Source organism: Legionella rowbothamii, from assembly GCF_900639985.1.
In the GTDB taxonomy this organism is placed as follows: domain Bacteria; phylum Pseudomonadota; class Gammaproteobacteria; order Legionellales; family Legionellaceae; genus Legionella; species Legionella rowbothamii.
Map to the genome: position 1 here is coordinate 581,196 of NZ_CAAAIM010000001.1, position 26,738 is coordinate 607,933.

The following is a 26,738-nucleotide window of genomic DNA, read 5'->3' on the forward strand; positions in this document are numbered from 1 at the left end:
CCTGTCACACTATAAATCGAGTAATAAATCTTCCAAAACCAATGTAGAATTTACATTCAGGTTATGGCTTAATTTGCGCCGTAATAAGTTTATTTTATCAATTTGAGAAAAAATAACGAGAGGATTCAGCAAGTTGGACAATTTTTGTAACTGCTGAACAGCTGGCCCAGTTAGTATCGGCTGATTAATCCACATATTCTGAATTTGCGCATAAACCAAATAAAGAAACCATAAGATGGTATTAAGCTCAAATTCAGCCCATTGTGGTACTACAACACATGGGTGGCTTTTCTTTTCAATTACCGCAATTAATCCATCTAAAATCGATTCTGCCTGATGAATAATTAGAGCTTGCTCAGACTCCTGGGAATAACGTTCTCCCAGAGTTAGAAGGTTTGTAGCCGCCAAATCCATAACTGGCGTAAAATGAAATACTTGGCAACGGCTTAAAACCGTAGGAAGTACTGTACTTAACTGTTGAGCCATTAACAAAAATAAGGTATGTGTTGCAGGTTCTTCTAACACTTTTAATAAAGCGTTGGCTGCAGCAATGTTCATTCTATCCGCTGCCTCAATAATAATTAAACGATGAGCGGCTCTCTGAGGTGTCAAATAGGAATAGCTTTGTAGTTCGCGTATTTGATCAATTTTGATCGGGCCACCAATTTTTTCCGGCTTAATCCATTGAACATCAGGATGCTCGCCCTGTGCAACCATTTGGCAATCAATACATTTGCGACATGGATTGGCAGAAGATACTTTGCATAAAACCAGCATCGTAAATTGCGTGGTAAACTCAGCTAAAGCACGATCCATAGCACCCACAAACAGCATGGATTGCGGATTGCGCCCTTGTTCCCAAGCCAAACGCAAATGATCCCATTGAGATTGATAAATACTCATGCCTTATTGCTCTATAAAAGCCTGCAATGCGTCTTGAATTGCCTGTTGCACTACGGACAGTGGGCGACTTGCATCAATCGTTATTGCATTAGGATTTTTTTGTACATGGTGTAAGTAGCTGTCGTGGACTCGATTAAAAAAATCTATGGATTGCTGTTCGATACGGTCAAAGGTTCCGCGTGAACGAACTCGCTGCATTCCCTCTTCTGGGCTAATATCTAAATATAAAGTCAAATCGGGTTTGAAACCATCCAATGCAAAGGCAGACAAACGCTGAATCATTTCTTGATCCAAACCCCTACCGCCACCTTGATAAGCCAGGGTAGATAACTCAAAGCGATCTGCGATAACCCAAGTACCTTGTTTTAAGGCAGGTTTAATTACTTGTTCTAATAGCTGTATTCTCGCCGTGTATAAAAGCAATAGCTCGCTTTTATCATCCAAAACATCTTTATATTCTGGATTTTTAATCAGCTCTCTGAGTACTTCACCAATGACAGTTCCGCCGGGTTCACGGGTAGTGATGGTATTAATATCTAACTGGGTTAGAAATTCAATGATTGTGTTTACTGCAGTAGACTTTCCAGCCCCTTCCAAGCCTTCAATAACAATTAACTTCCCCATTGAGGATAACATTAAGAACCCTTGCGTTGATATTGATTGATTGCGTGCCTTTGCTGCTCATAGGTTTCTGAAAATTGATGGCTGCCATCACCTTTAGCAACAAAATATAAGTAATTAGATAATTGAGGATGCGCCGTCGCATCAAGTGCCTCTTTACTTACCATCGCAATAGGTGTGGGAGGTAAGCCGCGGTATCGGTACGAGTTATAAGGTGAATCAACCTGCATGTCTTGATGCGATAACTTACCCGTATATGCATTCCCTAAGCCATAAATAACCGTAGGATCCATTTGCAAAGGCATATGTTTATTTAAACGATTCACAACAACTCCCGAAATTAATTGGCGCTCTTGCGGGATTGCGGTTTCTTTTTCAATGATTGAGGCCGCTATGAGCAATTCATAAGGGCTTTTATAAGGTAAATTAGGCGCTCTATTAGCCCAAGCGTTATTGAGGTAATTTTGTAAATTGCGATGGGCTTGCTCTAATAGCTTTTTGCTGCTGCTTCCACCTTGATATTGATAGGTATCGGCTAAGATTAGCCCTTCAGCATTCTTATAGTTTCCCTTAATTAAGGACCAATCTTCCTGGTGATAATCTAAATAACTCGCTTTTGCCAAATCCTGTGAAATTTTCTGCTGCGTGGTTCCTGCAATAATCGTAAAGTTTTGCGTCAAAACATCACCGGCAACAACACGGTAAAGCAGTTCTACTGCCGTTTCACCGGGTTTGATTTGGTAGACTCCAGCCTTTAGCTTTTGAGAAAGACCTGTAAAACGAATAATCAGCAGTAAGGGTCTACGGCACTGAATTAAATTATTATCTTTTAATGTTTGTACGAATTGTGAAGCAGATGCCGCTCGACTCAAATTAATAATTTGAGCAGGATCTTGTTTAGGAATAAGAGGAGTTACTATGATGTTATAGAAATTCCAACCTAAAAAAGCAAAAGACACAAAAAACAGCATTACTATAGAAAGAATGAGTTTTTTGTGTCTTGAAGAGGTCATTTAGATTCGCTTGACTCGATTCGCTTGAAGATTAAGCTACCGTTTGTTCCACCAAAGCCCAAAGAATTACTTAATACATAATTAATAGTGCGTTTTTGAGCTTGATGAGGTACATAGTTCAAATCACAGCCTTCATCAGGATTATCTAAATTAATCGTTGGTGGAGCAAGCTGATCTTGGATTGCCATAATACTGATGATTGCTTCAACAGCACCTGCGGCACCTAATAAATGACCAGTCATCGATTTGCTTGAACTCACCGCTAAATCATAGGCATGTTCTTTGAACACACGCTTGATTGCTTTTGTTTCACCCAAATCATTCAAATAAGTAGAGGTTCCATGTGCATTAATATAATCAATTTGCTGGGGATTGATTTGAGCATCACGAATCGCTGCTTCCATTGCACGAGTTGCGCCATCCGCATCCTCATCCGGAGCCGTAATATGATAGGCATCACCGGACATACCAAAACCAACTAATTCAGCATAAATTTTCGCGCCACGGGCCTTAGCATGTTCATATTCTTCTAACACAAGAACACCTGCACCTTCACCCATGACAAAACCATCGCGGTCTTTATCAAAAGGTCTTGACGCTTTTTCTGGCTCATCATTACGCTTAGATAAAGAGCGAACAGCCGAAAAACCAGCCAGGCATAATGGGGTCAACGTCATTTCCGCGCCGCCACAAACCATAACATCAGCATCACCATAGGCAATCATTCGTCCTGCCAAACCAATATTGTGAGTACCTGTAGTACAAGCAGTTACCACAGAAATATTCGGTCCTTTTAGGTGATGGCGAATAGAAATCTGTCCTGCAACCAGGTTAATAATACCTGCAGGAATAAAAAATGGAGAAACTTTACGCGGTCCACCGGCAACGAGTTTATCCTGATTGTTGGTTATTGTTTGCACACCACCAATCCCGGAACCAACAGCAACACCTGCGCGGTATTGTAACTCGCTGTCGTCAAGGTTCAGCCCAGAATCACGTATTGCCTCATCTGCTGCAGCAACACCAAACTGGGTGAACCCGTCCATCTTACGAGCTTCCTTGATTGGCATGTAGTCTTCAATGTTAAAATTCTTAACTTTAGCCCAGATTCGTGTACTGTACTCAGCAGTATCAAAATCCTCTACTACAGATACCCCACTAACACCAGCTACAATATTTTGCCAAGTATCTTTCACATTCAGTCCGACAGGAGTAAGCATACCCATGCCTGTGACAACTACACGCCGCTTATTCAATCAAGACTCCTCGAAGAATTATGCTTCTTCTTTATCTAAATTAGATTCAATGTAATCAATTGCTTCTTGAATCGTAGTAATTTTTTCAGCTTTCTCATCAGGAATTTCTGTTTCAAATTCTTCTTCAAGAGCCATAACCAATTCTACTGTGTCTAGAGAATCAGCTCCCAGATCATCAACGAATGACGCATCATTTTTTAGATCTTCTTCTTTAACGCCTAATTGTTCAACAACAATCTTGCGTACACGATCTTCAACAGTACTCATAACTTAATTTTCCTCTTTCGGTTGATAGAAACTTCTTATTATTCCGGATAATTAACACTACACCCATTTAACTTTAACCGCTTAGCACTTTGTCTAAAAAACCCCCAAAAGGTCAAAGTTAAATAGGAGGGTATAGTTTATTCATTTATACAGATAACGCAAGTGCATTTAATCCATATACATGCCGCCATTCACATGGATTGTGCTACCTGTAATGTATTTAGCATCATCTGAGGCTAAAAATGCAACTGCATTGGCAATGTCTTCTGGCTGACCTAATTTGCGCAAAGGGATGCGCTTCATCATTTCATCCTTTACCATATCGGGTAGAGATGTAGTCATATCGGTATCAATAAAGCCTGGCGCTACAACATTTACTGTAATGTTTCTGCTGCCTATTTCTTGCGCTAAAGATTTAGAAAAACCCACAATACCTGCTTTTGCTGCTGTATAATTTACTTGGCCTGTATTCCCACTTGATCCGACAACTGAGCCAATAGAAATAATTCGGCCCCATCGTGATCTAAACATAGACTTTATACAAATTTTAGACATTCTGTATATGGAATTCAAATTTGTATCGATAACTTTGAACCACTCATCATCGTCCATACGCAATAAAAGGTTATCAGAAGTAATTCCGGCATTATTAACTAGGATTGCTGGTGCATGACTTGCTTCAGCTAAGCCATCTATAACCTGTTCTATTTGCTCACTATTTGTTACATCAAGAACCAGACCTTTACCATTTAAATTTTCTTTTTTTAAATATTCAGTGATGAGGTCAGCACCTTTTTCAGTAGTTGCTGTACCATAAACAAAAGCGCCTTTTTGAGCTAATTTAATAGCAATCGCCTGGCCTATCCCACGGCTTGCACCAGTTACTAAGGCAACTTTACCTTCTAAATTATGCATGGATGTTCCTTAAAATAAAAATAGCTTCAAGCAAACAGTTAATATAATGTTGCCGCCTCGTTTAAGCGACGTATTTATGCCAATTGTTCTGCCACTTGCTCTAGGCTAATAGTATCGTAAATACTAATTGTATTTAAACTTCTATCAATTCTTTTAATTAAACCATTGAGAACCTTGCCTGGGCCACACTCTAAGATCAATTCAACACCTTGATTTTTAAAGAGTTGGATCGTCTCAACCCAACGCACGGGGCTATAAAGTTGCTCTTTTAGACGATCTTTTATTTGCTGTGCTGATTCGTAAATACTTAAATCAACATTACTTACCACTTTGATATTAGGTTTTTTAAAATTAATTTCTGCCAAATACTCTGCAAAAGATTCTGCGGCATCAGTTAATAAAGGGCAGTGACATGGAACACTAACCGGTATAATTTTAGCTAGTCGAGCCCCCGCATCTTCAGCTAATGCAATCATTCGGTTAACCGCAGCCGTATGCCCTGCAACAACGATTTGCTCAGGTGAGTTATAATTCGCTGGAGTGACGAGTTCATGTCCTTGGCTAGCTTCTTGGCATAATAATTTTACTTGCTCATCATTAAAACCAATGATTGCAGCCATTGCGCCCGCACCTATAGGAACAGCCTGCTGCATTACCTGGCCACGACGTGCAACCAAACGAGCGCCTTCTGTTAATGTTAATGCTCCAGCACAAACTAATGCAGGATATTCACCTAAACTATGGCCAGCCATAAATTCAGGAGTGGCAAGATTTTCTTGCTCTAATAACCGATAAACAGCAACATCTGCAGTCAGCATAGCAACCTGAGTATATTCTGTTTGGTTAAGTCGTTCGGCAGGCCCCTTCTGAACAAGCTGCCATAAATCATAGCCAACAGCTTCAGAAGCATCTGCAAAAGTATCTACAATAATAGGATATTGTAATTCAAAGTCAGCCAACATCCCTATTGATTGTGATCCTTGTCCAGGAAATACGAACGCTGTTTTAACCATAATCAAATCAACTCCAATCTATAGTAATTTAAATAAGCCCCGAAACTAAAGATGTCGGTCTCATTAAAATTACACTCAAGATAAAATTATTAATAACGAATCACCATTGCACCCCAAGTCATCCCGGCACCAAAAGCTTCAATCAAGAATAAATCATCTTTTTGAATTTGATTGTTTCGGATGGAATGATCAAGAGCCAAAGGAATAGAAGCTGCTGAAGTATTGCCATGATTACCAATAGTAACAACAACTTGAGACATGGGTAGCTCTAATTTTTTAGCGATAGCTTGAATAATACGCTGATTAGCCTGATGAGGTACTAACCATTTGATGTCTGACTTTTTCAGTTGGGAAAGTTCTAAAACCTCATCAACTACGTTACCCATGATATTAACCGCAAGTTTAAATACTTCATTACCTCTCATGGAAACTACTGAACGCTCTTCTTTAAAGGAATTGTTCTGGAGGTCTAAGTATTTTTCTTCATCATAAGAAGAATGGAGTACGCTTCCTATAATTCCTTCACGATTGCTTGCACTTAACACAACTGCACCTGCCCCATCACCAAACAAGACACAGGTGGCACGGTCATTCCAATTAACCGCATGAGACATACGCTCACTACCGATTACTAAAATGTTATGTACTGTGCCGGCTGTAATGTATTGCTTTGCTATATCCATAGCATAAACGAAACCACTACATGCAGCACTAATATCAAAGGCGGGGATTGGTTTTTTAATGTTTAAAGAACGTTGCACAGCACAAGCAACGCTAGGAAAAAAATTATCGGGCGTACACGTCGCCACAACAATTAAATCAATCTGATCTGCATCGAGATTTGCAGCAAGTAAAGCTTGCTCGGCAGCCTTAGCTGCCATATATGAAGTTGTTTCGTGACCTTCAGCAATACTGCGATTACGAATACCCGTTCTCGAAGCAATCCATTCATCACTGGTATCTAATATTGACTCCAGTTCAACATTGGAAAGCTGTTTCTCCGGAATATAGCTCCCAGTACCACTAATTACAGCATATTTCATAAAAGCAACCCTTGATTCATAAAGTCGTTTATACGAGCGCGAACTAAATCAATGACATCATTCTTTACTTCAAGAACAGCTTGCTCTATTGCATGTTGAAAACCTACTTCATTGGTTCCGCCATGGCTCTTAACGACAATACCATTCAGCCCTAATAAACTGGCACCATTGTATCTCGAGGGATCCAAACGGCTCTTTAATGGTTTTAATACAGGCATTGCAATTAAACCAATTAACTTAGTAAATATATTTCGTGTAAAAGACTCTTTGAACAGACCTAGGAAAAGTCGAGCAAGACCTTCACTCGCTTTTAAGGCAACATTGCCAACAAAGCCATCACAAACGACCAAATCAATCTCGCCTGAATAAAAATCATCTCCCTCCACATATCCAACATAGTTCATAATAGAACATTCTTCAAGCATATGTGCAGTTCGTTTGACTTGGTCATTTCCTTTTATTTCTTCAACGCCAATGTTTAATACGCCAATTTTGGGATTTTCTTTGTTTGAAACTGCTTGAACTAACGCAGACCCCATAACTGCAAACTGAAACAGATGCTCAGCACAGGAATCCACGTTTGCCCCTAAATCAATAACCCAGGTTCGTCCCTTCATTGTAGGAAGCTCAGAAACGATCGCAGGTCTATCAATACCAGGTAGCGTTTTTAAGACGTAACGTGCAGTAGCCATTAATGCACCCGTATTTCCAGCACTAACGCACGCTTGTGCTATGCCTTCTTTAACCAGGTTAATCGCTACACGCATGGACGAATCTTTTTTATTGCGCAAAGCAGATGAAGGCAATTCATCCATAGCAACAACCTCAGAGGCATGAACTATAGAAAACTGCTTCGACGAGGAAACACCTAACTTTTTTAAATATGCATCAATCTTATCATGAACACCAACAAGAATTAGCTTTAAATCAGGATTGTTATTCGCTGCGCGCACACAGGCAGGAATCACTACACTCAAGCCATGATCCCCACCCATCGCATCTATTGCAATGGTGATATTTTTCAAGAAATATTACTCTTCGTCTGATTCGTAAGCTGTATCTGCATCAAGAATCTTTTTGCCACGATAGTAACCATCTGGAGTCATGTGATGACGTAGATGAGTTTCACCTGTAGTAGAATCAACAGATAAAGTAGGTGCTGTTAAAGCATCATGCGAACGACGCATATCACGACGTGAACGTGATTTTTTATTTTGTTGTACGGCCATTGTATTACTCCTAAACAATTTGCTTTCATAAAGCGGGAATATTACCCATATTTTAACATCAATCCAAGTATTTATTGAATAAAATATTAAGATTACCTGCTTTTTTAGGTTAAAAATTGATTTATTTCATTGCTACAATCCCCAATTTCCGAATGAAACTGTGGTGCATAGAGATGCAACTCATCAATTATAAGATCTTCGAGGCTAACTTGTAAGTTAGGTGCTACGATGCATTCATAGCGCTCTAAAAGCTGCTCTGCACGCTCATCATCACGGCACACGGCAATAATGGTGTTATTATCGTAAGGAAGATTAAATTCATCAAGACAACGCTGACATTGCAGCTTCAGTTCCCCACGAACATGAAGGTTAACTAAATAGAAATCCTCTCTAGTTTCAACATGATAGTTGACGTTCAACTCACAAGGGGATGCCACAAAATGCGGCAATCGTTCGGTGAGCGTTACTATTTTGCTTTGTTCGCCTTGTTTGGCTAGTTCTTGTAAATAAAGCATTTTCTCATATTCCTTGGTGTGTTGCATTATGGCATGACTTTCACCTAAGCTACTTTTATGACATAATGTTCTGTTTACAATCTGCACTTTTTAGTGCCAACCCACTATTACACATTAATATAAGCGGTATCTGGATTTTATGAAAGAAAAAGTTATTATTGGAATGTCTGGAGGAGTTGATTCTTCTGTTGCTGCCTGGTTATTAAAAGAACAAGGGTACCAAGTTGAAGGATTATTCATGAAAAATTGGGAGCAGGATGATACGGATACTTTTTGTCCGGCAGCCCAAGATCTTGCTGATGCCCAAGCAGTATGCAATCAATTAGATATCCCACTACATAGCGTTAATTTTGCTGACCAATACTGGGAGCGCGTTTTTACTCATTTTTTAAGTGAATATGAAAAAGGACGGACCCCTAATCCTGATGTGCTCTGCAATAAAGAAATTAAATTTAATGCCTTTTTAAATTATGCTCTGGAACTTGGCGCCAATTATATTGCGACGGGCCATTACGCCCGCAATAAAATTGAAGGCAATGTGGGACATCTCTATAAAGCCAAAGATCGCGATAAAGATCAAACTTATTTTCTGCATGCTGTAGAACCAGAAGCCCTGGGAAAAACCCTATTCCCTATTGGCGATTACACCAAACCTGAAATTAGGGAGTTTGCAACTCAATTAGGCCTCGTCACCCAAGCTAAAAAAGACTCAACCGGTATTTGCTTTATTGGTGAAAAGCGTTTTAAGTCGTTTCTAAAAGAATTTATTCTGGCCAAACCAGGAGAGATGAAGAATACTGACGGCACCGTATTAGGCCAACATGATGGGCTAATGTTTTATACCTTAGGCCAACGACAAGGCTTAGGCATAGGCGGTATGCATAGCTCTTCAGATGAACCCTGGTATGTGGTAGATAAGGACGTAGCTACGAATACCTTGTATGTAGCTCAAGGAAGCCACCATCCTATGCTTTATTCACAAGGCCTCATTTGCGGTCCTATACATTGGTTGGCTGAATGCAGTAACCAATTACCACTTACTTGCTATGCAAAAACCAGATACAGACAACCGGAGCAAGGGTGTATGATTTCTCCTCCAGATAATGGTCAGCACTATGTGATGTTTTCAAGTCCACAAAGAGCCGTGACCCCAGGGCAATATGTAGTTTTTTACGATAAAAACCAGTGCCTAGGCGGAGCCACTATCGAACAGATTATTAGATAATCCAGTTCCAAAGAAAACCTCGTCATTGTGAACGCAATGACGAAAATATAGGTATAATATATTATTTATAATAAGGCCTGTTACATTTCGGCAACAGTCCCTAAATCGGAGTTATTATAATGGCTGCTATAGATATATCCCCAACTGACAGCGACATTCGTTTTTCTGTTAATGCCGCAGATAAAGTAGCTGAGTTAATTAGAGAAGAAAATAATTCCAATCTGAACTTACGCGTTTCGATTAGCGGTGGTGGCTGCTCTGGGTTTCAGTATGGTTTTAGTTTTGATGAAGAAATTAATGAAGACGATACCGTAGTTATTCAACAATGCTCTGATGGCGTTTCATCAGTAAAATTGCTTGTTGATTCCATGAGCCACCAATATCTTCATGAAGCAGAAATTGATTATATTCAAGGTATTCAAGGAGAGCAATTCGTAATTCGTAATCCTAATGCGAAAACTACTTGTGGGTGTGGTTCTTCGTTTAGTATGGATGATGAAGATGAGTAAATAGTTTAGCCTGGTTGCTTGCAACCAGGCTAAACTATTAATTTGCTTTTTAGTAAGGCTTAATCACTACTTTAGTTCCAATCTTCATAAAATTATGACTTAACCATTTCGCATCGCTTGGCAATAGACGTACACATCCATGGCTCGCATTATAATTCGGTACTTCATAAGAACCGTGGATCGCATAGTTTTTACTAAAATACATGCAATATGGCATTGGTGCCCCGCCTCGTCCTACAGGGTAACGACTAGAACGACATCCTGGACCGCCTTTACTTGAGATACGAAATACACCACTGGGGGTTTTACAACTACGATGAATATCTGAACAATACTTTCTACCCGCAGAACCTCTTCCTGTGCGAACTACCTGCCCATGTTCATTAATTGCCTTCCAACTTAACGTATTCGGATTAAAAATGAAGGTATTTCCTGCAGAGTATGCAGAACATACAGGAAACATAAACAAGACAAATAAAGCCAGGGGTAAAAAACGAGGTGCTAATACAGCCGATTGTTTTTCCATAATTGTTCCTTTTTATTTCCATCTCAGCACGTAACTACCCTTATTAGTCCTACACAGTGACATCATGGCAAGGATAAGGAGTTACCTTAATTTCTAGTTTAGTTCAAATAAAATGCAAAATAAATTATTTTACGGCAAAATGAGATTATTTGTTCTACTATATTAATTGAGGGAAACAGATTAAGGATAATAGACTATGCAAAAACAAACACTTATAGCAGTCTCTATTTTATTGGGAAGCAGTATTGCTTGTGCAGATACAACGCCCAGTAGTACAACACCTACAGCCCCTGCTGTCACACCAGTAGCCCCTGCCCCAGCTCCCGCTAATGCAGCACCAGCTACACCTGCAGCACCAGAAACATCATCAGATGTTACTTCTGAAATGACGAAAGACGCATGGCTAAAAACTATTGGTCCTATGCTACCAACATTAATCTGTAAAGGGTTCATGAATGATCCAGACTTGAAGCAACGCCTTGAGACAATCAAAATGACTTATGATCAATGTGTCAGCGTAATTCCTGAAAGTGTGGATAAATGTCAAAATCAACTTTATGCATCAATTCCAGCAAAAATCAGCAATACGGACGCATCTACTTGGGGGAAAACTTTAGGTGAATGTATTGGTAAAGATTTTGCAATGAAATATCTCATAAAATAATTTTTCACTACCAGCCTGAATGGATTTTTCCCGTTCAGGCTTTTTCTATTTCTTAACACCTACATTAATACTTACTTAAGAAACGATTGGTATAATTAATAAACATTAAACCGATTCGAGTTTAACAACTTAAGGATTTTTATGGGTAAGTATACTGACAAGCTTAATGAACGCCTCCAGTTAACCGATAAAGAAAAATACCGAAGAGAACAATACCAAACCTTTATGACCGGCCCGGAATGGCGCAATGTAGAAATGGCCGAAGAGTATGCCGGACTTCTTCGCGACAATAAGTCCATATTTCACTTCCCTTACTTCCGACAGATTTTTGATTTATGGACGGTTGTATTCAACTCCTACTCCTCAGCACGAAAATACGACAGTATCAGCTCAATATTGTTTTCTGAATATATGATCATGTCCCTATTTGTTGCAACGTTCACAACGATGGAACTTCTCCCTAAAGGCATTATATCGCTTTTACTTTATCCCTTTTTAAAGAAAGACAATGAAACCGAAATGCAACAGCATTTAGCAACGACTTTTGAACAATATGCTGCTAACTTACAAACGATACCATTCTATGATCATAAGTACAGCGAGATGCTTGCTGATCTTGCAGAAAAATACCACCAATCTGAAAATAAAACCTGGGTCGATTGGTTTTCCTGGACTGTCGTTTCCTGTGAATTATGGGCTAGAAAATGGATTTCTAAACCGCTAAGTTACTGGTATCACCAAGAGAATAATGAAGCATCTCCAACAACTGATATTTTAGTCAAATTTGATGCTCAAGACGTCGAGAATCCAGAAGAAGCGAAACGCCTATTCCAACAACAATTAGCGCAAGTTGAGCAAGGACATGCCGTTCATGTAGTTGATAGCCATATTTATGCCAAAGACACCCCGAAAACGAAAGATGGGCATACCTCCTATACATCTGTTTATGCACGCCTTAATGCCCCCCGCTATGCAGACTTTCAACCGGTGGTAAGAGCTCTTGGAGAACAAAAAATTTATTTACGGGAGATTGCTGGCGAAAAACGCGTACAGGTCAAATGTACTATTAATACAGATAGCGCAGATAAACTTTTAGCTAAAGAAGAAGCCCTAAAACAAACTAAAAAAGCAGAAGCGCTCTATAGCTATGGGGATCATATTCATAGCCACCGCAAAATTTGCCTCTTTGATGTTCCTGTTAGAAATCTACATAAAACCCTTGAACGTTTAGAAAAACAAGACGATGTAAAAGTAAGTTTTATACATAATTTTTAAAGGATATTTACCATGCCCGTATTGAGTACTATTATGAACAAATTACCTAGACTTGGATACTTCAACGAAATTCCAGCGGGGATTATTGATAGAATATATCGTGAAAAAGCAACCAGTTTTTTTGGAAAAGCCTTTCAATTTGTCCAAAAACGAGTAATTTTTGCCCTTGGTTTTGCTCCTTTATCATTAATGGATATGGTTGTAAGTGGAATTACCGCCAGCATTTATTCATTTCGTGCATTCTTCACCACCGATGAAACACAAGAAGCGCACTTAGGACAAATGAAAACCTATGCTAGCAATTTTAGTAAAAACCTTTATGCCCTACTCGCAGCCCCCTTTGGTTTGATTAGCCCGAAATTGGTTAGCTTGTACTTCATACCTGACACCAAACAAACAGGAGTTAGTGCAGGTGGGGATTATTATCATGCGAATAATGCTGTGATGGAATCACCAGAATCAATTGAAGACTTACAAGAACTTGTTAAAAAGGCAGCCCGGGAAGGCAAAAAAATAATGCCTATCGGCGCAGGCTTCAGTCAGGGGAAGCAGTTTCTTCCTGAAGGCGATGAAAATCTAATTGTGGTTGATTTAAGCAAATTCAATACCGTTGAAATTCATTCCAAAGAAAAACAAGCCATTGTAGGGGCTGGTGCAATTTGGTCGGATATAAAACAAAAAGCGAACGAATTTAAGTTGGCTTTAAAAGTAATGCAAGCCTCCGATGTGTTTTCAGTAGGTGGCTCTCTGGGGACCAATATCCATGGCTGGAACATTCATGATGGTATGTTATCTACTGTTGTAACCTCAATTACGATTATCAATGCAGAGGGCGAATTAGAAGACCTTACCCCAGCTAATCCTAAATTCCATAATGTGACTGGTGGCTTAGGGCTGTATGGCATTATTGTTTCGGCTACTATTAAGCTTACCGATAACGAGTTACTTAAAGAAAAAGGTGTTGCAGTTGAGCCTGGGGAATACGTTCGACATTTTCGCGACAACGTAATAACGGATCCCAATACACGCATGCACCTATATCGCTTATCGCTCGACCCGAATAACTTATTAGGCTCAGGCGTTGCGGTAAGTTATGTGAAAGAAGATGACAGAAAACCAATTAAAGATGATTTACGTCCCGAAGCGGCACATGGTACTCGATTTGATCGCGTCATGATTAACATGGCTCGACATTCTTCATGGGCTCGTCAAAAATATTGGGAGATGGAAAGCTCACGCCTACTTGCCAATGATAGTGAGGCAATGAGCGTAAATAAAATTATGCAACCTGCTATTAATGCCATGTTTAATTCCTCAAAAAGTGAGACCGAATGGCTGCAAGAATTTTTCTTACCCGAAGAAAACTTGGCAGATTTTCTTAAAGACTTAGGTACATTGCTGCAAGACAACAATGTTGCCCTGATTAATGCCTCGGTGCGTTTCGTTAAGCAAAATAACCAATCACCCATGTCCTATGCTTATGATGGCGACCGGTTTGCGGTAGTGCTTTGCTTTAACCAATCACTGGACGAGAAAGAAGTCATTAAAGCGCGTAAATGGATACGTCAAGCACAGCATCTTACTGTTGAAAAAGGCGGCGCTTATTACCTTCCTTACCAACACATTTCGAACCCAGAAGATTTTCATGCAGCATACCCTCATGTAGATGAGGCTCTACGGGCAAAAAATAAAGAAGATGAGCACCATTTATTTGTCAGTGGTTTCTATCAACGTTTCATGCAACCAAAACCCGAAACCAAGAATCACTTTAAAGCGATTATGTCAAACGAGGAAACTAAGACAAAATTTGCTGGTTTTTTGAAAAATGTATTGCACCGCCTAGATAGTGATAAGTTTTTTGTCTTGTTAGAAGACATTATGCAATACAACGACAGTCATGAGGAAATATACCAGGAATTAGCACGGCGTTTACCGGAAATCGCGCCAGGTACTTTGGGTGATTTAAGCCGTATTCTGGATTCATTGTCAGCAATTAAAACCGACTTGGCTGAACAAGCACACAGCCTACTGCCGCAGGAAATGAAAACCATTAATGGTCTTGTTGAAATTGGTTATCCAGGTCGTTTTGTTAATGGATTCAAACAACATTACAAAATTACCGGCGAAATTGTTGCGGTCTATGAACAACAATCAATTACAGATTACATTCAAACTGGTTTTCCACGTCCCTATGATCGCTTCGAACAGTTAGATTATAATCATCCTAATTTAGCTAATCTTAAAGATAATAGTGCTGATGTAGTTACCTGCTACGTTGGCCTACACCATTTTGAAGATGCTGAATTAGAGCATTTCCTAGACGAAGTAAGACGTGTTTTACGCCCTAATGGGCGTTTCTTGGTCGTAGATCATGATGTTACTGATGAAGAAACGATGAGCATGGCTCATATGGCCCATACTATATTTAATGTCGTTACTGGAGTCTCTTTGGAAGAGGAGATGAAGGAAACACGTAAGTTCCACTCAATGGATCATTGGAGACAGAAATTACAAGAACATGGGCTTGGCTACGCAGTGGATGGTCCAGATGTTCCTCTCGTTCGTAACGGCGACCCCTCACGCAATCGTATGGTGAGTTTTACTAAACCTGGGCCGTTAAATCAACTAAATCCAGTTACGGGGACTAAGCCTGCCAATGATGCGGAAGTAGAGCACAGAAAAACACCAGTAATTGTCCCCGACTATCGACGTCCTACTACTCATTCACATGCACAAACGATGCGTCGCCACGGTGTATTTACGGAGAATAATACAGCCCCATCGTCTACAGTTGTCGATAAAGAAGAGGATGACTCAACAATTAAAATAGTGCTCTAAAGAGTAAAACCTTGTAGGTTGGGCCCATGCCCAACCTGAAGCTCTGGTTGACTCGAAACCTATATTTCGCTAAAGAATAATTTAGACTAATCGTATGCTGGGCTGCAAAGCACAGCATTCATATACATAATCCTACACTTCTTCCCAATGATTAATACCAGATTTTTTACTCAAAAACTCAATAAAACTTTGGTGTGACTCGATCTCATCGGCTAGAGCCTGTACCACAATAGGGTTTGCTAATCGAAGTGGGGCTATTTCTTGTATCTGGATTTCTTTCTTATTGGCAGTCTCTTCAACCTCACCAAACAAACTACTTTGCCCACCGGTTAATGCCAGATATACAAAGGCCAAAATTTCCGCATCAAGTAACGCTCCGTGGAATTCGCGATTAAAATGATCGATACCAAAACGCTTACATAAGGCATCCAAGCTATTGCGTTGCCCCGGAAATTTATCTCGCGCGTAAATCAAAGTATCGAATACATCACAATACTCTTCTAGTTTCTTCTTCCATTGCACATGCCTTAGTTCAGAGTTTAAAAATCCCACGTCGAACGCTGCGTTATGAATTATTAACTCTGAACCACCAACAAATTGTAGAAAGTCAGAAACAACATCCGAAAATAAGGGTTTATCCTTTAAAAAATCATCGCTGATTCCATGAACCCGAAATGCTCCTTCATCAACCAAACGTTCAGGGTTAAGGTAAACATGGAAATGTTTTCCAGTTAATTTTCGATCAAATAGTTCTACACAGCCAATTTCAATAACACGGTGGCCCTGCTCATGCCCTATTCCGGTGGTTTCTGTATCTAATACAACTTGTCGCATCAATTACTCACTTAGTTCTTCAATACCTTGGTTGGCTAATGCATCAACCAATTCATTTTCCGCATGCCCTGAGTGTCCTTTAACCCAATGCCATTTTATTTGATGGCGTGATGCCAATTCGTCTAAAAGAGTCCACAGATCTGCATTCTTCACTGGCTCTTTTTTCGAGTTGCGCCAGCCGTTTTTTTTCCAGCCGTGCAACCAACTCATCATTCCTTGTCTTAAATATTGAGAGTCAGTATACAAATCAACTTCGCAAGGACGAGTAAGCGCCTCCAAACCTTTAATTGCGGCCATTAGCTCCATACGATTATTGGTCGTATGCGCCTCTCCGCCATGTAAGGTTTTTTCCACCCCTTTATAGCGAAGCAAAACACCCCAACCACCGGGTCCAGGATTCCCTTTACAAGCCCCATCTGTATAAATTTCTATACTCACTCAAACCTCGTTAACTTAACGTGTTTACATTTCAGACCGAGAAAACTCTTCACGCAAAATCATATCTTTTACCGCTTCAATATCCGGCGCAAAATAACGATCTTGGTCATAAGCAGCCACCTTAGCTCGCACCATATTATACACATCATCTAAAAAGGGTGAAGTTTTTAACGGTTTATGAAACTCTATTCCCTGACAAGAGGCTAACATTTCGATCGCTAAAATAGTCGCCGTATTATCATTCATTTCATGTAAACGTCGAGCAGCACTCGTTGCCATGGATACATGATCTTCCTGATTGGCTGACGTGGGCAAGCTGTCTACTGAATGGGGGTGAGCTAAAGCCTTGTTATCACTAGCACATGAAGCGGCCGTAACATGAGCAATCATAAAACCTGAGTTTAAACCGCTTTCTTTAATTAAGAATGCAGGTAATCCACTGAAATTCTTATCAATTAATAAGGCAATTCGCCGCTCAGAATTTGCCCCAATTTCCGCAATAGCTAAAGCCAGATTATCCGCAGCCATGGCAACAATTTCCCCGTGGAAATTACCCCCTGAAAGTATATCGCCCTGCTCACTAAACACCAAAGGATTATCTGAAATAGCGTTTGCTTCAACTTGTAATGTATCGCGAACAAAACTAATTTGATGTAAAGCAGCCCCCATAATTTGCGGTTGGCAGCGTAATGAATAAGGATCTTGGACTCGTGAACAATCACGATGTGATTCACGAATTTGGCTTCCTGCTAATAATTCCCGATATAATGCGGCAACATCACGTTGGGTTTGATGGCCACGAACTCGATGAATGCGATCATCAAAAGGAACATCACTGCCTTGTGCTGCATCAACTGACAAAGCTCCCGTAATAACAGCTACTTCAAATAAACTTTCGGTAACAAAGAGTGCCTTGATTGCAATAGCGGTAGAAACCTGCAAACCATTGAGTAAAGCCAAACCCTCTTTGGCTTCCAACTCAAGTGGCTTAAGCCCCGCTATTTTGAGACCATCTATGGCACTAATTATTTTGCCTTTATGCCGTACTTCCCCCACACCAAGTAAAGGTAAGGACATGTGTGCTAAAGGTGCCAAATCACCTGATGCCCCAACCGAACCTTTACCAGGAATGCAGGGATACACTTGATGATTAAACAAAGCAAGTAAAGCCTCAATTAACTCCAGACGTACGCCTGAATAACCTTGGGCTAAGTTATTAATTTTTAGCAGCATAATCATGGCGACGATATCATCTGCTAGTAATTCTCCAATACCGCAGGCATGTGATAGAACAATATTGCGCTGTAATTGCTTTAAATTTTCTGTGGGGATTGTTTGGTTCGCTAAAGAACCAAAACCAGTATTAATACCATAAACGGTCTTCTTATCCTGAATTACCTTTTTCACCGTTTGATGAGAGGTATCAATTGCTTCAAATGCATGGTTTGCAAGAGAACAGGGTAATTGATTACTCAATACTTGTTTGATTGAGTGTAATGTTAATTGCCCCGGTTCGAGAATAAAATGCTCAGACATAAAACTAACTCCTTTTTACAACGTGATAACATGTTGGGGTGAGGCCTGTGCCCACCCCAGTGCGGTATTGTAGGTTGGGCCCATGGCCCAACGAGACATGGAGCCACATCCGAACTCCATGTTGGACCATGGGCTCTGACGATTTGCCGTCTTATTCCATCATAGGCAACCACAACCCATTTTCTTTTGCACAGTTTTTCGCAAGCTCATAACCGGCATCAGCATGACGCATCACCCCAGTAGCTGGGTCATTATGCAGCACACGAGCTAAACGTTGAGCCGCCTTCTCCGTTCCATCAGCAACAATAACTACCCCTGCATGCTGTGAGAACCCCATACCTACACCACCACCATGATGAATACTCACCCAAGTGGCTCCGCTCGCACAATTTAGTAATGCATTTAATAAAGGCCAATCAGATACTGCATCACTTCCATCCATCATGCCCTCAGTTTCTCGATTAGGACTCGCCACCGAACCCGAATCCAAATGATCACGACCTATAACAATCGGTGCTTTAACTGCCCCAGTCTTCACCATTTCATTAAAGGCTAAAGCCAACCGCGCCCTATCTTTTAATCCCACCCAACAAATACGCGCAGGCAATCCCTGGAAGGCAATTTTTTCTTTAGCCATATCCAGCCAGCGATGTAAGTGTTTATTATCAGGAATCAGCTTTTTAACCATTTCATCCGTTGCATAAATATCTTCAGGGTCTCCAGATAAAGCAACCCAGCGAAAGGGGCCGATACCTTCACAAAACAGTGGACGAATGTATGCCGGCACAAAACCTTCAAAATCGAATGCATGTTGTTCCCCAGCTTCAAGAGCCATTTGGCGAATATTATTACCGTAATCAAAAACAGGGATTCCTCGCTTATGAAACTCAAGCATTGCATGAACTTGAATTGCCATTGATTTTTTCGCGGCCTGAACCACTTCATCAGGAGCCGTTTGCCGCATTTTTTCTGCATATTCTAAAGTCCAACCCGCAGGCAGATATCCATTAAGTGGATCATGGGCACTGGTTTGATCAGTCACTAATGAAGGAGTAACACCGCGGGCAACTAATTCAGGGAAAACTTCAGCAGCATTACCTAATACCGCCACAGATAAGGGCTTCTTCTGGGTGCAGGATTCATTAATCCAGGCTAAGGCCTCATCCAAATTGGTGGTGTATCGGTCCAAATAACGCGTTTTCAAACGCTTTTCAATGCGCGATAAATCACACTCTACCGCTAATACACTAGCGCCAGCCATGGTACCCGCCAAAGGTTGCGCCCCACCCATTCCACCTAAACCCGCTGTAAGAATCCAGCGACTGGATAGATCCCCCTCATAATGTTTGCTGGCAGCCGACACAAAAGTCTCATAAGTGCCCTGAACAATCCCCTGTGAACCAATATAAATCCAACTTCCCGCAGTCATTTGGCCATACATCATTAAGCCTTTTTTATCGAGCTCATTGAAATGATCCCAAGTGGCCCAACGAGGAACAAGGTTTGAATTGGCAATTAATACGCGCGGCGCATCCTCATGAGTGGTGAAGACCCCTACTGGCTTACCCGACTGGACCAACAGAGTCTGGTTTGCGTCTAATGATTTTAGTACTTCTTCAATTTTTTCAAAGCAATCCCAATTGCGTGCAGCTTTTCCCAACCCACCATAAACAATTAATGAATCAGGATTTTCAGCAACCTCAGGATCCAGATTATTATGAAGCATGCGCAATGCTGCTTCGGCTAACCAATTTTTGGCCTGCTTTTCTGTACCGTGATTTGCTCGTATTACCCGCTTAGAGGTGTTCGCATTCATAAGCTTGCTCCATTAGCTAAAAAATTAAGTGAATCATACACTAGAGAGCTTTTAGAACATAGGGCTTGGTATAATACATAGCCTTTATAGCCAATATAGGCACCTAAAATATGCTATGATATACTCAGTGCAATCTTGATTAATTGCGAATATAAAAAGTGCAAATTCATTCTGAAAAACATCCCAAATCTCTGGGAATTTATTTTTCTACTGAGATGTGGGAACGTTATGGTTTTTATGTCGTACAATCACTTTTAGCCCTCTATTTAGCCTTGCATTTTAAATGGCCCGACAAGCAAATTTATGCGCTGGTTGGTTCATTTACCGCCCTAACTTACCTTTCACCAGTGGTTGGTGGATGGATTGCCGATAAATTAATTGGTCAAAAAAGAGCTGTACTACTAGGTGCAATCGTACTTTTTATCAGCTATTGTCTTCTTTCTTCAGTAGATAGTGTCAACATACTCACTGCCTCACTCGCAGGCATCGCCGTAGGTACTGGTTTATTAAAGCCCAATATCTCCTCGTTGCTAGGTAATGAATATTTACAAGGTTCAGCACGTCGTGAAAGCGGCTTTACCATTTTTTATATGGGGATTACCTCTGGTATTATCTTAGGCACTACACTGCCAAGCATACTCAATGAGCATTTTGGCTGGACTGCTTCGTTTACCAGTGCTGCCATAGGCATGGTCATTGCCTTTTTAGTGTTTTCTTTTGGTATCAAGAAATATCACATCAAAGACTATAATCCTTTTGTATTTCAATTTAAAAAAATTAGTATTGCCTTTCTATTATTAGTGTTTCTTTGGGGCTTATCATTTTACATTTTAAACTCCCCCAAGTTAGCAAATGTGGTCTTTGGATTAGTGGTCTTATTCTCTGCTGGCTACATTAGTTATGCAGTGAGTGGAGAGAATGCCAATCAATCACGACAAACCCTGGTGATTGGTTTATTGTGCATTATTTCGGTCGTGTTTTGGGCCTTCTATTTCCAAATGTTTATGTCCTTAACGCTTTTCATTTCGCGGGTGGTAGAGCCGACCTTTTGTGGTATTCAATTCCCGGCTCCCTATTATGTGACCATCCAGAGTATTGGGATGCTCGTCATCGGTTATTTTTTAGCGAAAAGAAATCAACAGCTTAACTTGATAGAACGTGGGCTAAGTATTGGCAAAAAATTCTTGCTCGCTATCTTTATTACTACAGCAGCCTATGCGATCATTGTTTTAGTAACTAACTTTACCGACCGTACTACATTACTGTTCCCTTTATTGATTATTCCCGCTTACTTAATGTTTTCATTGGCTGAATTATTGCTCTCGCCTGTAGGCTTATCTGCAATTACCTTACTTGCTGACAAAAATAAAGTAAGTACGATGATGGGTATTTTCTTTGTTTCCTTAGGAATTGGCGGCTTTCTTTCTGGAAAACTAGCTTCTTTAACTTCAATTCCTACGGGTGAGACCAATATAGCGGTACTTAAATCATTATATGCCGCGGCCTTTACCCAACAACTGGGAATCCTTTTTATTGCGGCTCTTGGTTGTCTTGTTTTATTCGCCGTGATTAAGTTTTTGTTGACGCGCGTGAAACTTACTGATTAACGTATAGCCCATTCATTTTCTGTGATTATGAAGAATGCCGTGACGAAGCACTACAAAAGTTGCTTCGTCTCATTCCCGATGACGGCAAAAATTAATTAAAAAATATACGCTTACTTTTCCAAAGAAAATAAAGCAATTTGACCTTATTTAAGATTCCCTTAAGTTTTAACGATTACTATGCGCTCTATAATAAACCTCATTAATTTTAGAGAACATTAACCATGTTTCATAAAGCAATTAAAGCGCAATTTACTTTTTTGGCGTATCGAATTGATAATTTATTCCAAGCGCTATCTGATTATAAGTTGGGTGAAAAAAAGTTCCCCTACTCCAAACTCTATGATTTACATAATGACATTAGCGCCATAAGCAACAAGGAAGCAAAAATTGAATTATTAGTGCGCTTAAACAATGAAGTTGTTAGCAGACTTCTGCAGTATAATCCAAAAATTTTTTCATATTATAAAGAGCTTGAGCAAGAAATCTTTAGTTTCAGCATCGAACCCGAAACTTCTGGACAAACAGAACCCTCGGTTGCTTCACTTAACTCTCAATGAAGCTTAAATAAAGTTATTCTTTGGTATTTAAACACAACCCTTTTTATATTGAAAAAATACTGTTATCATTCGGGGTTTTTTAGAAGATATCTTTTCTTATGTCTGATCAAAACCCAATGCTAGCTAAACTCTTACACGCGCTTGAAGATATTCAAGCTTCCGATATAAAAGTAATCGATGTACGTAAACAAACAACCATCACGGATTATATGCTTATTGCTTCGGGCCGTGCTTCACGTCACGTGAAAGCAATTGGTCAAAAAGTAATGGAAGATATGAAGTTAGCTGGTTTACCTACGTTACATTGTACAGGACTTGAAACAGGGGACTGGGTTCTCATTGATTTTGGTGACTTTATTGTCCATGTTATGCAACCTGAAAGCAGACAATTCTATAACCTAGAAGGACTTTGGGAAGAGCAACCCAACAAGTAATTACCATGTTAAAAATTACCGTTATTACTTTAGGCAATAAAATGCCAGATTGGGTTACTCAAGGGAGTAACGATTATGCTAAACGATTTAATGACGGTATTCAGTTAAAAATAATTGAAATTCCTCTTATTCGCCGTAGTAAGTCCTCTGATCTCACACGCATCATGGAAAAAGAATCTGCGTTGATTAAAGATGCGCTTCCTACTGGCGCACGAATTATTGCTTTAGAAATAGAGGGCAAAACATTTAGTAGTGAAGAATTAGCCCAAAAAATTACTCAATTGCAGCAAACGTCCAGTCATTTATGTTTTCTAATTGGTGGCCCCGAAGGGCTTTCCCAAGAAGTGCTCAAATTATGCAATGAGCGCTGGTCTTTATCAAAACTCACCTTACCACACCCTTTAGTTCGGATCATTTTGTTAGAAACTTTATATAGGGCTTGGTCGATTATGAATAATCATCCTTATCATAAATAACTACAAGCATCCCGAGTCTGGCTCAATATTAACCAACCATACCCAAGTCCCCTGAAAATAAAATCCATTTTGCTCAAGAGAGTAGAAATGTACAGGCCCCAATGGCAAAAACCTGGTTTTTAATATACTATGCATCCTTTTTAACCCCCTTAGCTGACTGTATGCGATGCGTCTGAATCAATCATTTAATAATTACCAATCAGATTCACAGAATCAACGTTTTAGACTTAATTTGCTGGTCGCATTTATTATTATTTTGTCTTTAATCCTGGTGTTAAGACTTGCATACCTGCAAATCTCCGAATTTAGAAAATACCAAACCCTATCCTTAAAAAATCAGATGAGCATTACCCCCATTGCTCCTCCTCGCGGAGTAATCCTTGATAGGAATGGGGTCTTGTTAGCAGAGAATATCCCAGTTTATGTCCTTGAAATAATTCCTGAACATGTTAAAGACATCAACCGAACCGTAAAACAGCTGCGCGAATTACTTCCCTCTATTTCGGAAGATGATGAAATCAGCTTCAATCGAGCACGCAAACAGAATCGCTCATTTATGCCCATTCCGATTAAATTAAAATTAACACAGGAAGAGGTGGCTCTGTTTGCAATTAATCAATATCACTTTCCAGGCGTCAGCATTAAAGCGCGCTTGATGCGTCATTACCCTCTTGGTGAAATTACTGCTCATGTATTAGGCTATGTAGGGCGCATTAATATCCAAGAATTAAAATCTGTTGATCCAACTAATTACCGAGCGACCAACTTTATTGGAAAAGCCGGTATTGAAAAATACTACGAAGATATCTTGCATGGAACTGTAGGATATCAGATGGTAGAAACAGATGTGAGTGGGCGTACCCTGCGCGTAATTGACAAGATGAACCCTCACTCAGGAGCTAAACTTTATCTAAGCATCGACATCCGCCTCCAAAAAGCAGCTTATGAAGCGTTTCAAGGCAAACGCGGAGCAGCCGTAGTCATCAACTCTAAAAATGGCGAAGTCTTAGCCATGGTGAGTTCACCAAGCTTTGACCCCAATATTTTTGTTGGAGGGGTTAGCTCTAAAGACTACAAAATTCTATCGAACACGCTCCAAAGACCCTTATTTAATCGAGCTGTACGTGGTGTCTATCCTCCAGCATCAACCATTAAACCCTTTGTGGGATTAGCCGGCCTGGATAAAGGATTCATAACAACATCCAGTACAATTTATGATCCAGGCAAATATAAACTTCCGAACTCCAGTCATATTTATAGAGATTGGAAAAAAGGTGGCCATGGAATGATTAATTTTAAGCGCTCCATCACGGTTTCCTGTGATACATTTTATTATCAGCTGGGTAATAAAATGGGAATCTCTAATATAGAAGACATGTTGGTTAAATTTGGCTTAGGCCATTTAAGCCATATTGATCTTTATGAAGAGGCTTCCGGTATTGTGCCTAGCCTTCGCTGGAAAAAACAAACTAAAGGGGTGACTTGGTATCCTGGCGATACATTAATTACTTCCATTGGCCAAGGCTTTATGCTTGCCACACCCTTGCAAATAGCAAATGCAACCGCATCGCTAAGCCAGCATGGGCAACGTTTTCGTCCTCACCTACTCACAAAAACAGTAAACAGTGATACCGGTCAAGTAAAACCATATAAGCTTGTTGAAGAGTATCCTATTTACCTTAAAGACGAGGCTAATTGGGATATTGTTAAAGAAGCCATGCATAGCGTACTAACCAGCAATGAAGGAACTGGCTATCGATTTGGCAGAAATCCACCCTACCCTGTAGCAGGTAAAACAGGTACAGCACAAGTATTTAGTGGTCGACAATATGAAAAGGCCAAATATGAAGATATCCCTGAGGCTTTACGCGATAACTCTTTGTTTATCGCTTTTACTCCAGTAGATAAACCGGAGATTGCCGTAGCCGTTGTGGTTGAAAATGATTTTACGGCATCCATGGTTGCGCGCAAGATACTGGATACTTATTACGAACTTTATCCGATGAAAACAACTCATGAACAGAAGACACAATAAACCCGTTTATCGGTTTACTACAAAATCGCTTCATTTAGACCTCCCCTTGTTAGGTCTTTTGCTACTATTGATCAGCTTAGGCCTTTTAATTCTATACAGTGCCTCAAATGCGAATATAAGCATGATTTTACGCCAATCGATGCGTTTAGTTTTTGCTACGTTAATTATGATTGTGTTAGGTTTTATTCCTCCTCATAAATACAAAATCTGGACTCCATGGATTTACAGCATTGGATTAGGCTTACTAATTGCCGTAATGCTGATGGGTAAAATTGGTAAAGGGGCTCAACGATGGTTGGAGTTAGGGCTATTTCGTTTTCAGCCTTCTGAAATTATGAAGTTAGCCGTCCCAATGATGGCCGCTTGGTATTTTGATCGTCAAACCCGCCCTAGCAGTTTAAAAGCGATTTCCGTTGCAGGCATTATCATTGGCATCCCCGCATTACTTATTGCGAAACAACCCGACTTAGGTACTGCAATTATGGTGGCAGCGGCAGGTTTCTGCGTTATATTCCTCGCCGGTATTCGCTTTAAAGTAATTTTAATGCTAATCCTCTTAATTGGTGCTGCAATCCCCGCTGTTTGGCATGTGATGCATGATTACCAAAAACAACGCGTGTATACATTACTTGATCCAGAACAAGATCCTCTAGGTTCGGGGTATCATATTATTCAATCCAAAATTGCTATTGGTTCTGGGGGGCTTGTTGGAAAAGGCTGGTTACAAGGCAGCCAATCGCATCTTAACTTCCTACCTGAGCATGCTACAGACTTTATTTTTGCTGTAAGTGGCGAAGAATTTGGTTTTGCAGGCGGATTTGCCATTATTGCCTTAATTGTCTTAATTTCATTAAGAAGCCTCAATATAGCCTCCAATGCACAAACGACCTATACACGGCTCCTTGCAGCAAGCCTCGCCATGTCATTTTTTATGTCAGGCTTTGTAAACATAGGCATGGTTATGGGAATTATTCCAGTTGTGGGTATCCCTTTGCCTTTAGTGAGTTATGGTGGAACGGCCATGGTTACCTTTCTGGCTGGGTTTGGGGTGTTAATGTCGATTAGTTCGCATAAGATTTTGTTTAATTGTTTGCGGTAGCTTGATTGCATCATGCAGCAGCTGTCTTAAATTTTATTTCAAGACAGCATTGAATAATACGAGAACAAAATGATAGAATATGTTCCATTTTAAT

The 26,738-nt window shown here is 40.1% G+C and carries 27 protein-coding genes; 11 read left to right on the forward strand and 16 right to left on the reverse strand.

Features of this window, described 5'->3' with window-relative positions; all coding sequences use genetic code 11:
* Positions 1-9: 9 nt before the first annotated feature.
* The 11 genes from E1P08_RS02385 to E1P08_RS02435 all read right to left on the reverse strand — a co-directional run bounded on the left by E1P08_RS02385 (position 10) and on the right by E1P08_RS02435 (position 8,775).
* Positions 10-903 (reverse strand): DNA polymerase III subunit delta' C-terminal domain-containing protein, encoded by an 894-nt coding sequence (locus tag E1P08_RS02385; RefSeq protein WP_133135412.1) that lies wholly within the window; start codon positions 901-903, stop codon positions 10-12.
* A 3-nt stretch (positions 904-906) separates the two neighbouring features.
* Complete coding sequence (gene tmk, locus E1P08_RS02390; protein WP_133135413.1) at positions 907-1,539, reverse strand: dTMP kinase; 633 nt, start codon at positions 1,537-1,539, stop codon at positions 907-909.
* Entirely contained in the window at positions 1,539-2,537 is a 999-nt protein-coding gene (gene mltG / locus E1P08_RS02395) for an endolytic transglycosylase MltG (protein WP_133135414.1), read from the reverse strand. The genes tmk and mltG overlap by 1 nt, the downstream gene beginning before the upstream one ends.
* Entirely contained in the window at positions 2,534-3,793 is a 1,260-nt protein-coding gene (gene fabF, locus E1P08_RS02400; RefSeq protein WP_133135415.1) for a beta-ketoacyl-ACP synthase II, read from the reverse strand. Before fabF ends, mltG begins: the two co-directional genes overlap by 4 nt.
* 18 nt (positions 3,794-3,811) lie before the next feature.
* Positions 3,812-4,060: an acyl carrier protein gene (gene acpP / locus E1P08_RS02405; protein WP_006871648.1), complete on the reverse strand. Its 249-nt coding sequence runs from the start codon at positions 4,058-4,060 to the stop codon at positions 3,812-3,814.
* Positions 4,061-4,228: 168 nt separating this feature from the next.
* Positions 4,229-4,975 carry a 3-oxoacyl-ACP reductase FabG gene (fabG, locus tag E1P08_RS02410; protein WP_133135416.1) on the reverse strand — a complete coding sequence of 249 codons (747 nt, stop codon included), beginning with the start codon at positions 4,973-4,975 and terminating at the stop codon, positions 4,229-4,231.
* A gap of 74 nt (positions 4,976-5,049) precedes the next feature.
* Positions 5,050-5,988 carry an ACP S-malonyltransferase gene (fabD, locus tag E1P08_RS02415; RefSeq protein ID WP_133135417.1) on the reverse strand — a complete coding sequence of 313 codons (939 nt, stop codon included), beginning with the start codon at positions 5,986-5,988 and terminating at the stop codon, positions 5,050-5,052.
* Positions 5,989-6,077: 89 nt separating this feature from the next.
* Positions 6,078-7,031 (reverse strand): beta-ketoacyl-ACP synthase III, encoded by a 954-nt coding sequence (locus E1P08_RS02420; protein ID WP_133135418.1) that lies wholly within the window; start codon positions 7,029-7,031, stop codon positions 6,078-6,080.
* Entirely contained in the window at positions 7,028-8,056 is a 1,029-nt protein-coding gene (plsX, locus tag E1P08_RS02425; RefSeq protein WP_133135419.1) for a phosphate acyltransferase PlsX, read from the reverse strand. Before plsX ends, E1P08_RS02420 begins: the two co-directional genes overlap by 4 nt.
* Positions 8,057-8,062: 6 nt before the next feature.
* Positions 8,063-8,260, reverse strand: a complete 198-nt coding sequence (gene rpmF / locus E1P08_RS02430; protein WP_058535299.1) for a 50S ribosomal protein L32 — start codon at positions 8,258-8,260, stop codon at positions 8,063-8,065.
* Positions 8,261-8,364: 104 nt separating this feature from the next.
* The gene (locus tag E1P08_RS02435) at positions 8,365-8,775 is read right to left on the reverse strand and encodes a YceD family protein (protein WP_133135420.1); all 411 of its coding nucleotides are present in this window, start codon (positions 8,773-8,775) and stop codon (positions 8,365-8,367) included.
* 139 nt (positions 8,776-8,914) lie between these two features.
* Here E1P08_RS02435 and mnmA point away from each other — a divergent pair, with 139 nt between their 5' ends.
* Positions 8,915-10,000, forward strand: coding sequence for a tRNA 2-thiouridine(34) synthase MnmA (gene mnmA, locus E1P08_RS02440; protein WP_133135421.1), 1,086 nt, complete (start codon positions 8,915-8,917; stop codon positions 9,998-10,000).
* A 119-nt stretch (positions 10,001-10,119) separates the two neighbouring features.
* Positions 10,120-10,509, forward strand: coding sequence for an iron-sulfur cluster insertion protein ErpA (gene erpA, locus E1P08_RS02445; protein WP_133135422.1), 390 nt, complete (start codon positions 10,120-10,122; stop codon positions 10,507-10,509).
* Positions 10,510-10,558: 49 nt separating this feature from the next.
* Here erpA and E1P08_RS02450 read toward each other — a convergent pair whose 3' ends face one another.
* On the reverse strand, positions 10,559-11,035 hold the full coding sequence (locus E1P08_RS02450) for a L,D-transpeptidase (protein ID WP_133135423.1): 477 nt from the start codon (positions 11,033-11,035) through the stop codon (positions 10,559-10,561).
* A gap of 196 nt (positions 11,036-11,231) precedes the next feature.
* Here E1P08_RS02450 and E1P08_RS02455 point away from each other — a divergent pair, with 196 nt between their 5' ends.
* From E1P08_RS02455 to E1P08_RS02465, 3 genes are all read left to right on the forward strand, one after another.
* Positions 11,232-11,699, forward strand: coding sequence for a hypothetical protein (locus tag E1P08_RS02455; protein ID WP_133135424.1), 468 nt, complete (start codon positions 11,232-11,234; stop codon positions 11,697-11,699).
* A 141-nt stretch (positions 11,700-11,840) separates the two neighbouring features.
* Positions 11,841-12,974, forward strand: coding sequence for a hypothetical protein (locus tag E1P08_RS02460; protein WP_133135425.1), 1,134 nt, complete (start codon positions 11,841-11,843; stop codon positions 12,972-12,974).
* Positions 12,975-13,007: 33 nt separating this feature from the next.
* Positions 13,008-15,812 carry an FAD-binding protein gene (locus tag E1P08_RS02465; RefSeq protein ID WP_165485067.1) on the forward strand — a complete coding sequence of 935 codons (2,805 nt, stop codon included), beginning with the start codon at positions 13,008-13,010 and terminating at the stop codon, positions 15,810-15,812.
* Positions 15,813-15,944: 132 nt separating this feature from the next.
* Here the strand turns inward: E1P08_RS02465 and dnaQ are convergent, their stop codons facing one another.
* From dnaQ to hutU, 4 genes are all read right to left on the reverse strand, one after another.
* Positions 15,945-16,646, reverse strand: coding sequence for a DNA polymerase III subunit epsilon (gene dnaQ / locus E1P08_RS02470; RefSeq protein ID WP_133135427.1), 702 nt, complete (start codon positions 16,644-16,646; stop codon positions 15,945-15,947).
* 3 nt (positions 16,647-16,649) lie between these two features.
* Positions 16,650-17,084: a ribonuclease HI gene (rnhA, locus tag E1P08_RS02475; protein ID WP_133135428.1), complete on the reverse strand. Its 435-nt coding sequence runs from the start codon at positions 17,082-17,084 to the stop codon at positions 16,650-16,652.
* A gap of 24 nt (positions 17,085-17,108) precedes the next feature.
* Positions 17,109-18,620 (reverse strand): histidine ammonia-lyase, encoded by a 1,512-nt coding sequence (gene hutH, locus E1P08_RS02480; protein ID WP_133135429.1) that lies wholly within the window; start codon positions 18,618-18,620, stop codon positions 17,109-17,111.
* A 151-nt stretch (positions 18,621-18,771) separates the two neighbouring features.
* Positions 18,772-20,436 (reverse strand): urocanate hydratase, encoded by a 1,665-nt coding sequence (gene hutU / locus E1P08_RS02485; RefSeq protein WP_133135430.1) that lies wholly within the window; start codon positions 20,434-20,436, stop codon positions 18,772-18,774.
* A 158-nt stretch (positions 20,437-20,594) separates the two neighbouring features.
* Between hutU and E1P08_RS02490 the strand changes: the two genes are divergently transcribed.
* The 6 genes from E1P08_RS02490 (at position 20,595) to rodA (ending at position 26,644) form a co-directional block, all read left to right on the forward strand.
* The gene (locus E1P08_RS02490) at positions 20,595-22,043 is read left to right on the forward strand and encodes a peptide MFS transporter (RefSeq protein ID WP_133135431.1); all 1,449 of its coding nucleotides are present in this window, start codon (positions 20,595-20,597) and stop codon (positions 22,041-22,043) included.
* A gap of 221 nt (positions 22,044-22,264) precedes the next feature.
* On the forward strand, positions 22,265-22,600 hold the full coding sequence (locus E1P08_RS02495) for a hypothetical protein (protein ID WP_133135432.1): 336 nt from the start codon (positions 22,265-22,267) through the stop codon (positions 22,598-22,600).
* A 98-nt stretch (positions 22,601-22,698) separates the two neighbouring features.
* Positions 22,699-23,034, forward strand: a complete 336-nt coding sequence (gene rsfS, locus E1P08_RS02500; RefSeq protein WP_133135433.1) for a ribosome silencing factor — start codon at positions 22,699-22,701, stop codon at positions 23,032-23,034.
* 5 nt (positions 23,035-23,039) lie between these two features.
* Positions 23,040-23,510, forward strand: a complete 471-nt coding sequence (rlmH, locus tag E1P08_RS02505; RefSeq protein WP_133135434.1) for a 23S rRNA (pseudouridine(1915)-N(3))-methyltransferase RlmH — start codon at positions 23,040-23,042, stop codon at positions 23,508-23,510.
* 166 nt (positions 23,511-23,676) lie between these two features.
* Entirely contained in the window at positions 23,677-25,545 is a 1,869-nt protein-coding gene (gene mrdA / locus E1P08_RS02510; RefSeq protein WP_133135435.1) for a penicillin-binding protein 2, read from the forward strand.
* Complete coding sequence (gene rodA / locus E1P08_RS02515) at positions 25,526-26,644, forward strand: rod shape-determining protein RodA (RefSeq protein WP_133135436.1); 1,119 nt, start codon at positions 25,526-25,528, stop codon at positions 26,642-26,644. Before mrdA ends, rodA begins: the two co-directional genes overlap by 20 nt.
* Positions 26,645-26,738 lie beyond the last annotated feature (94 nt).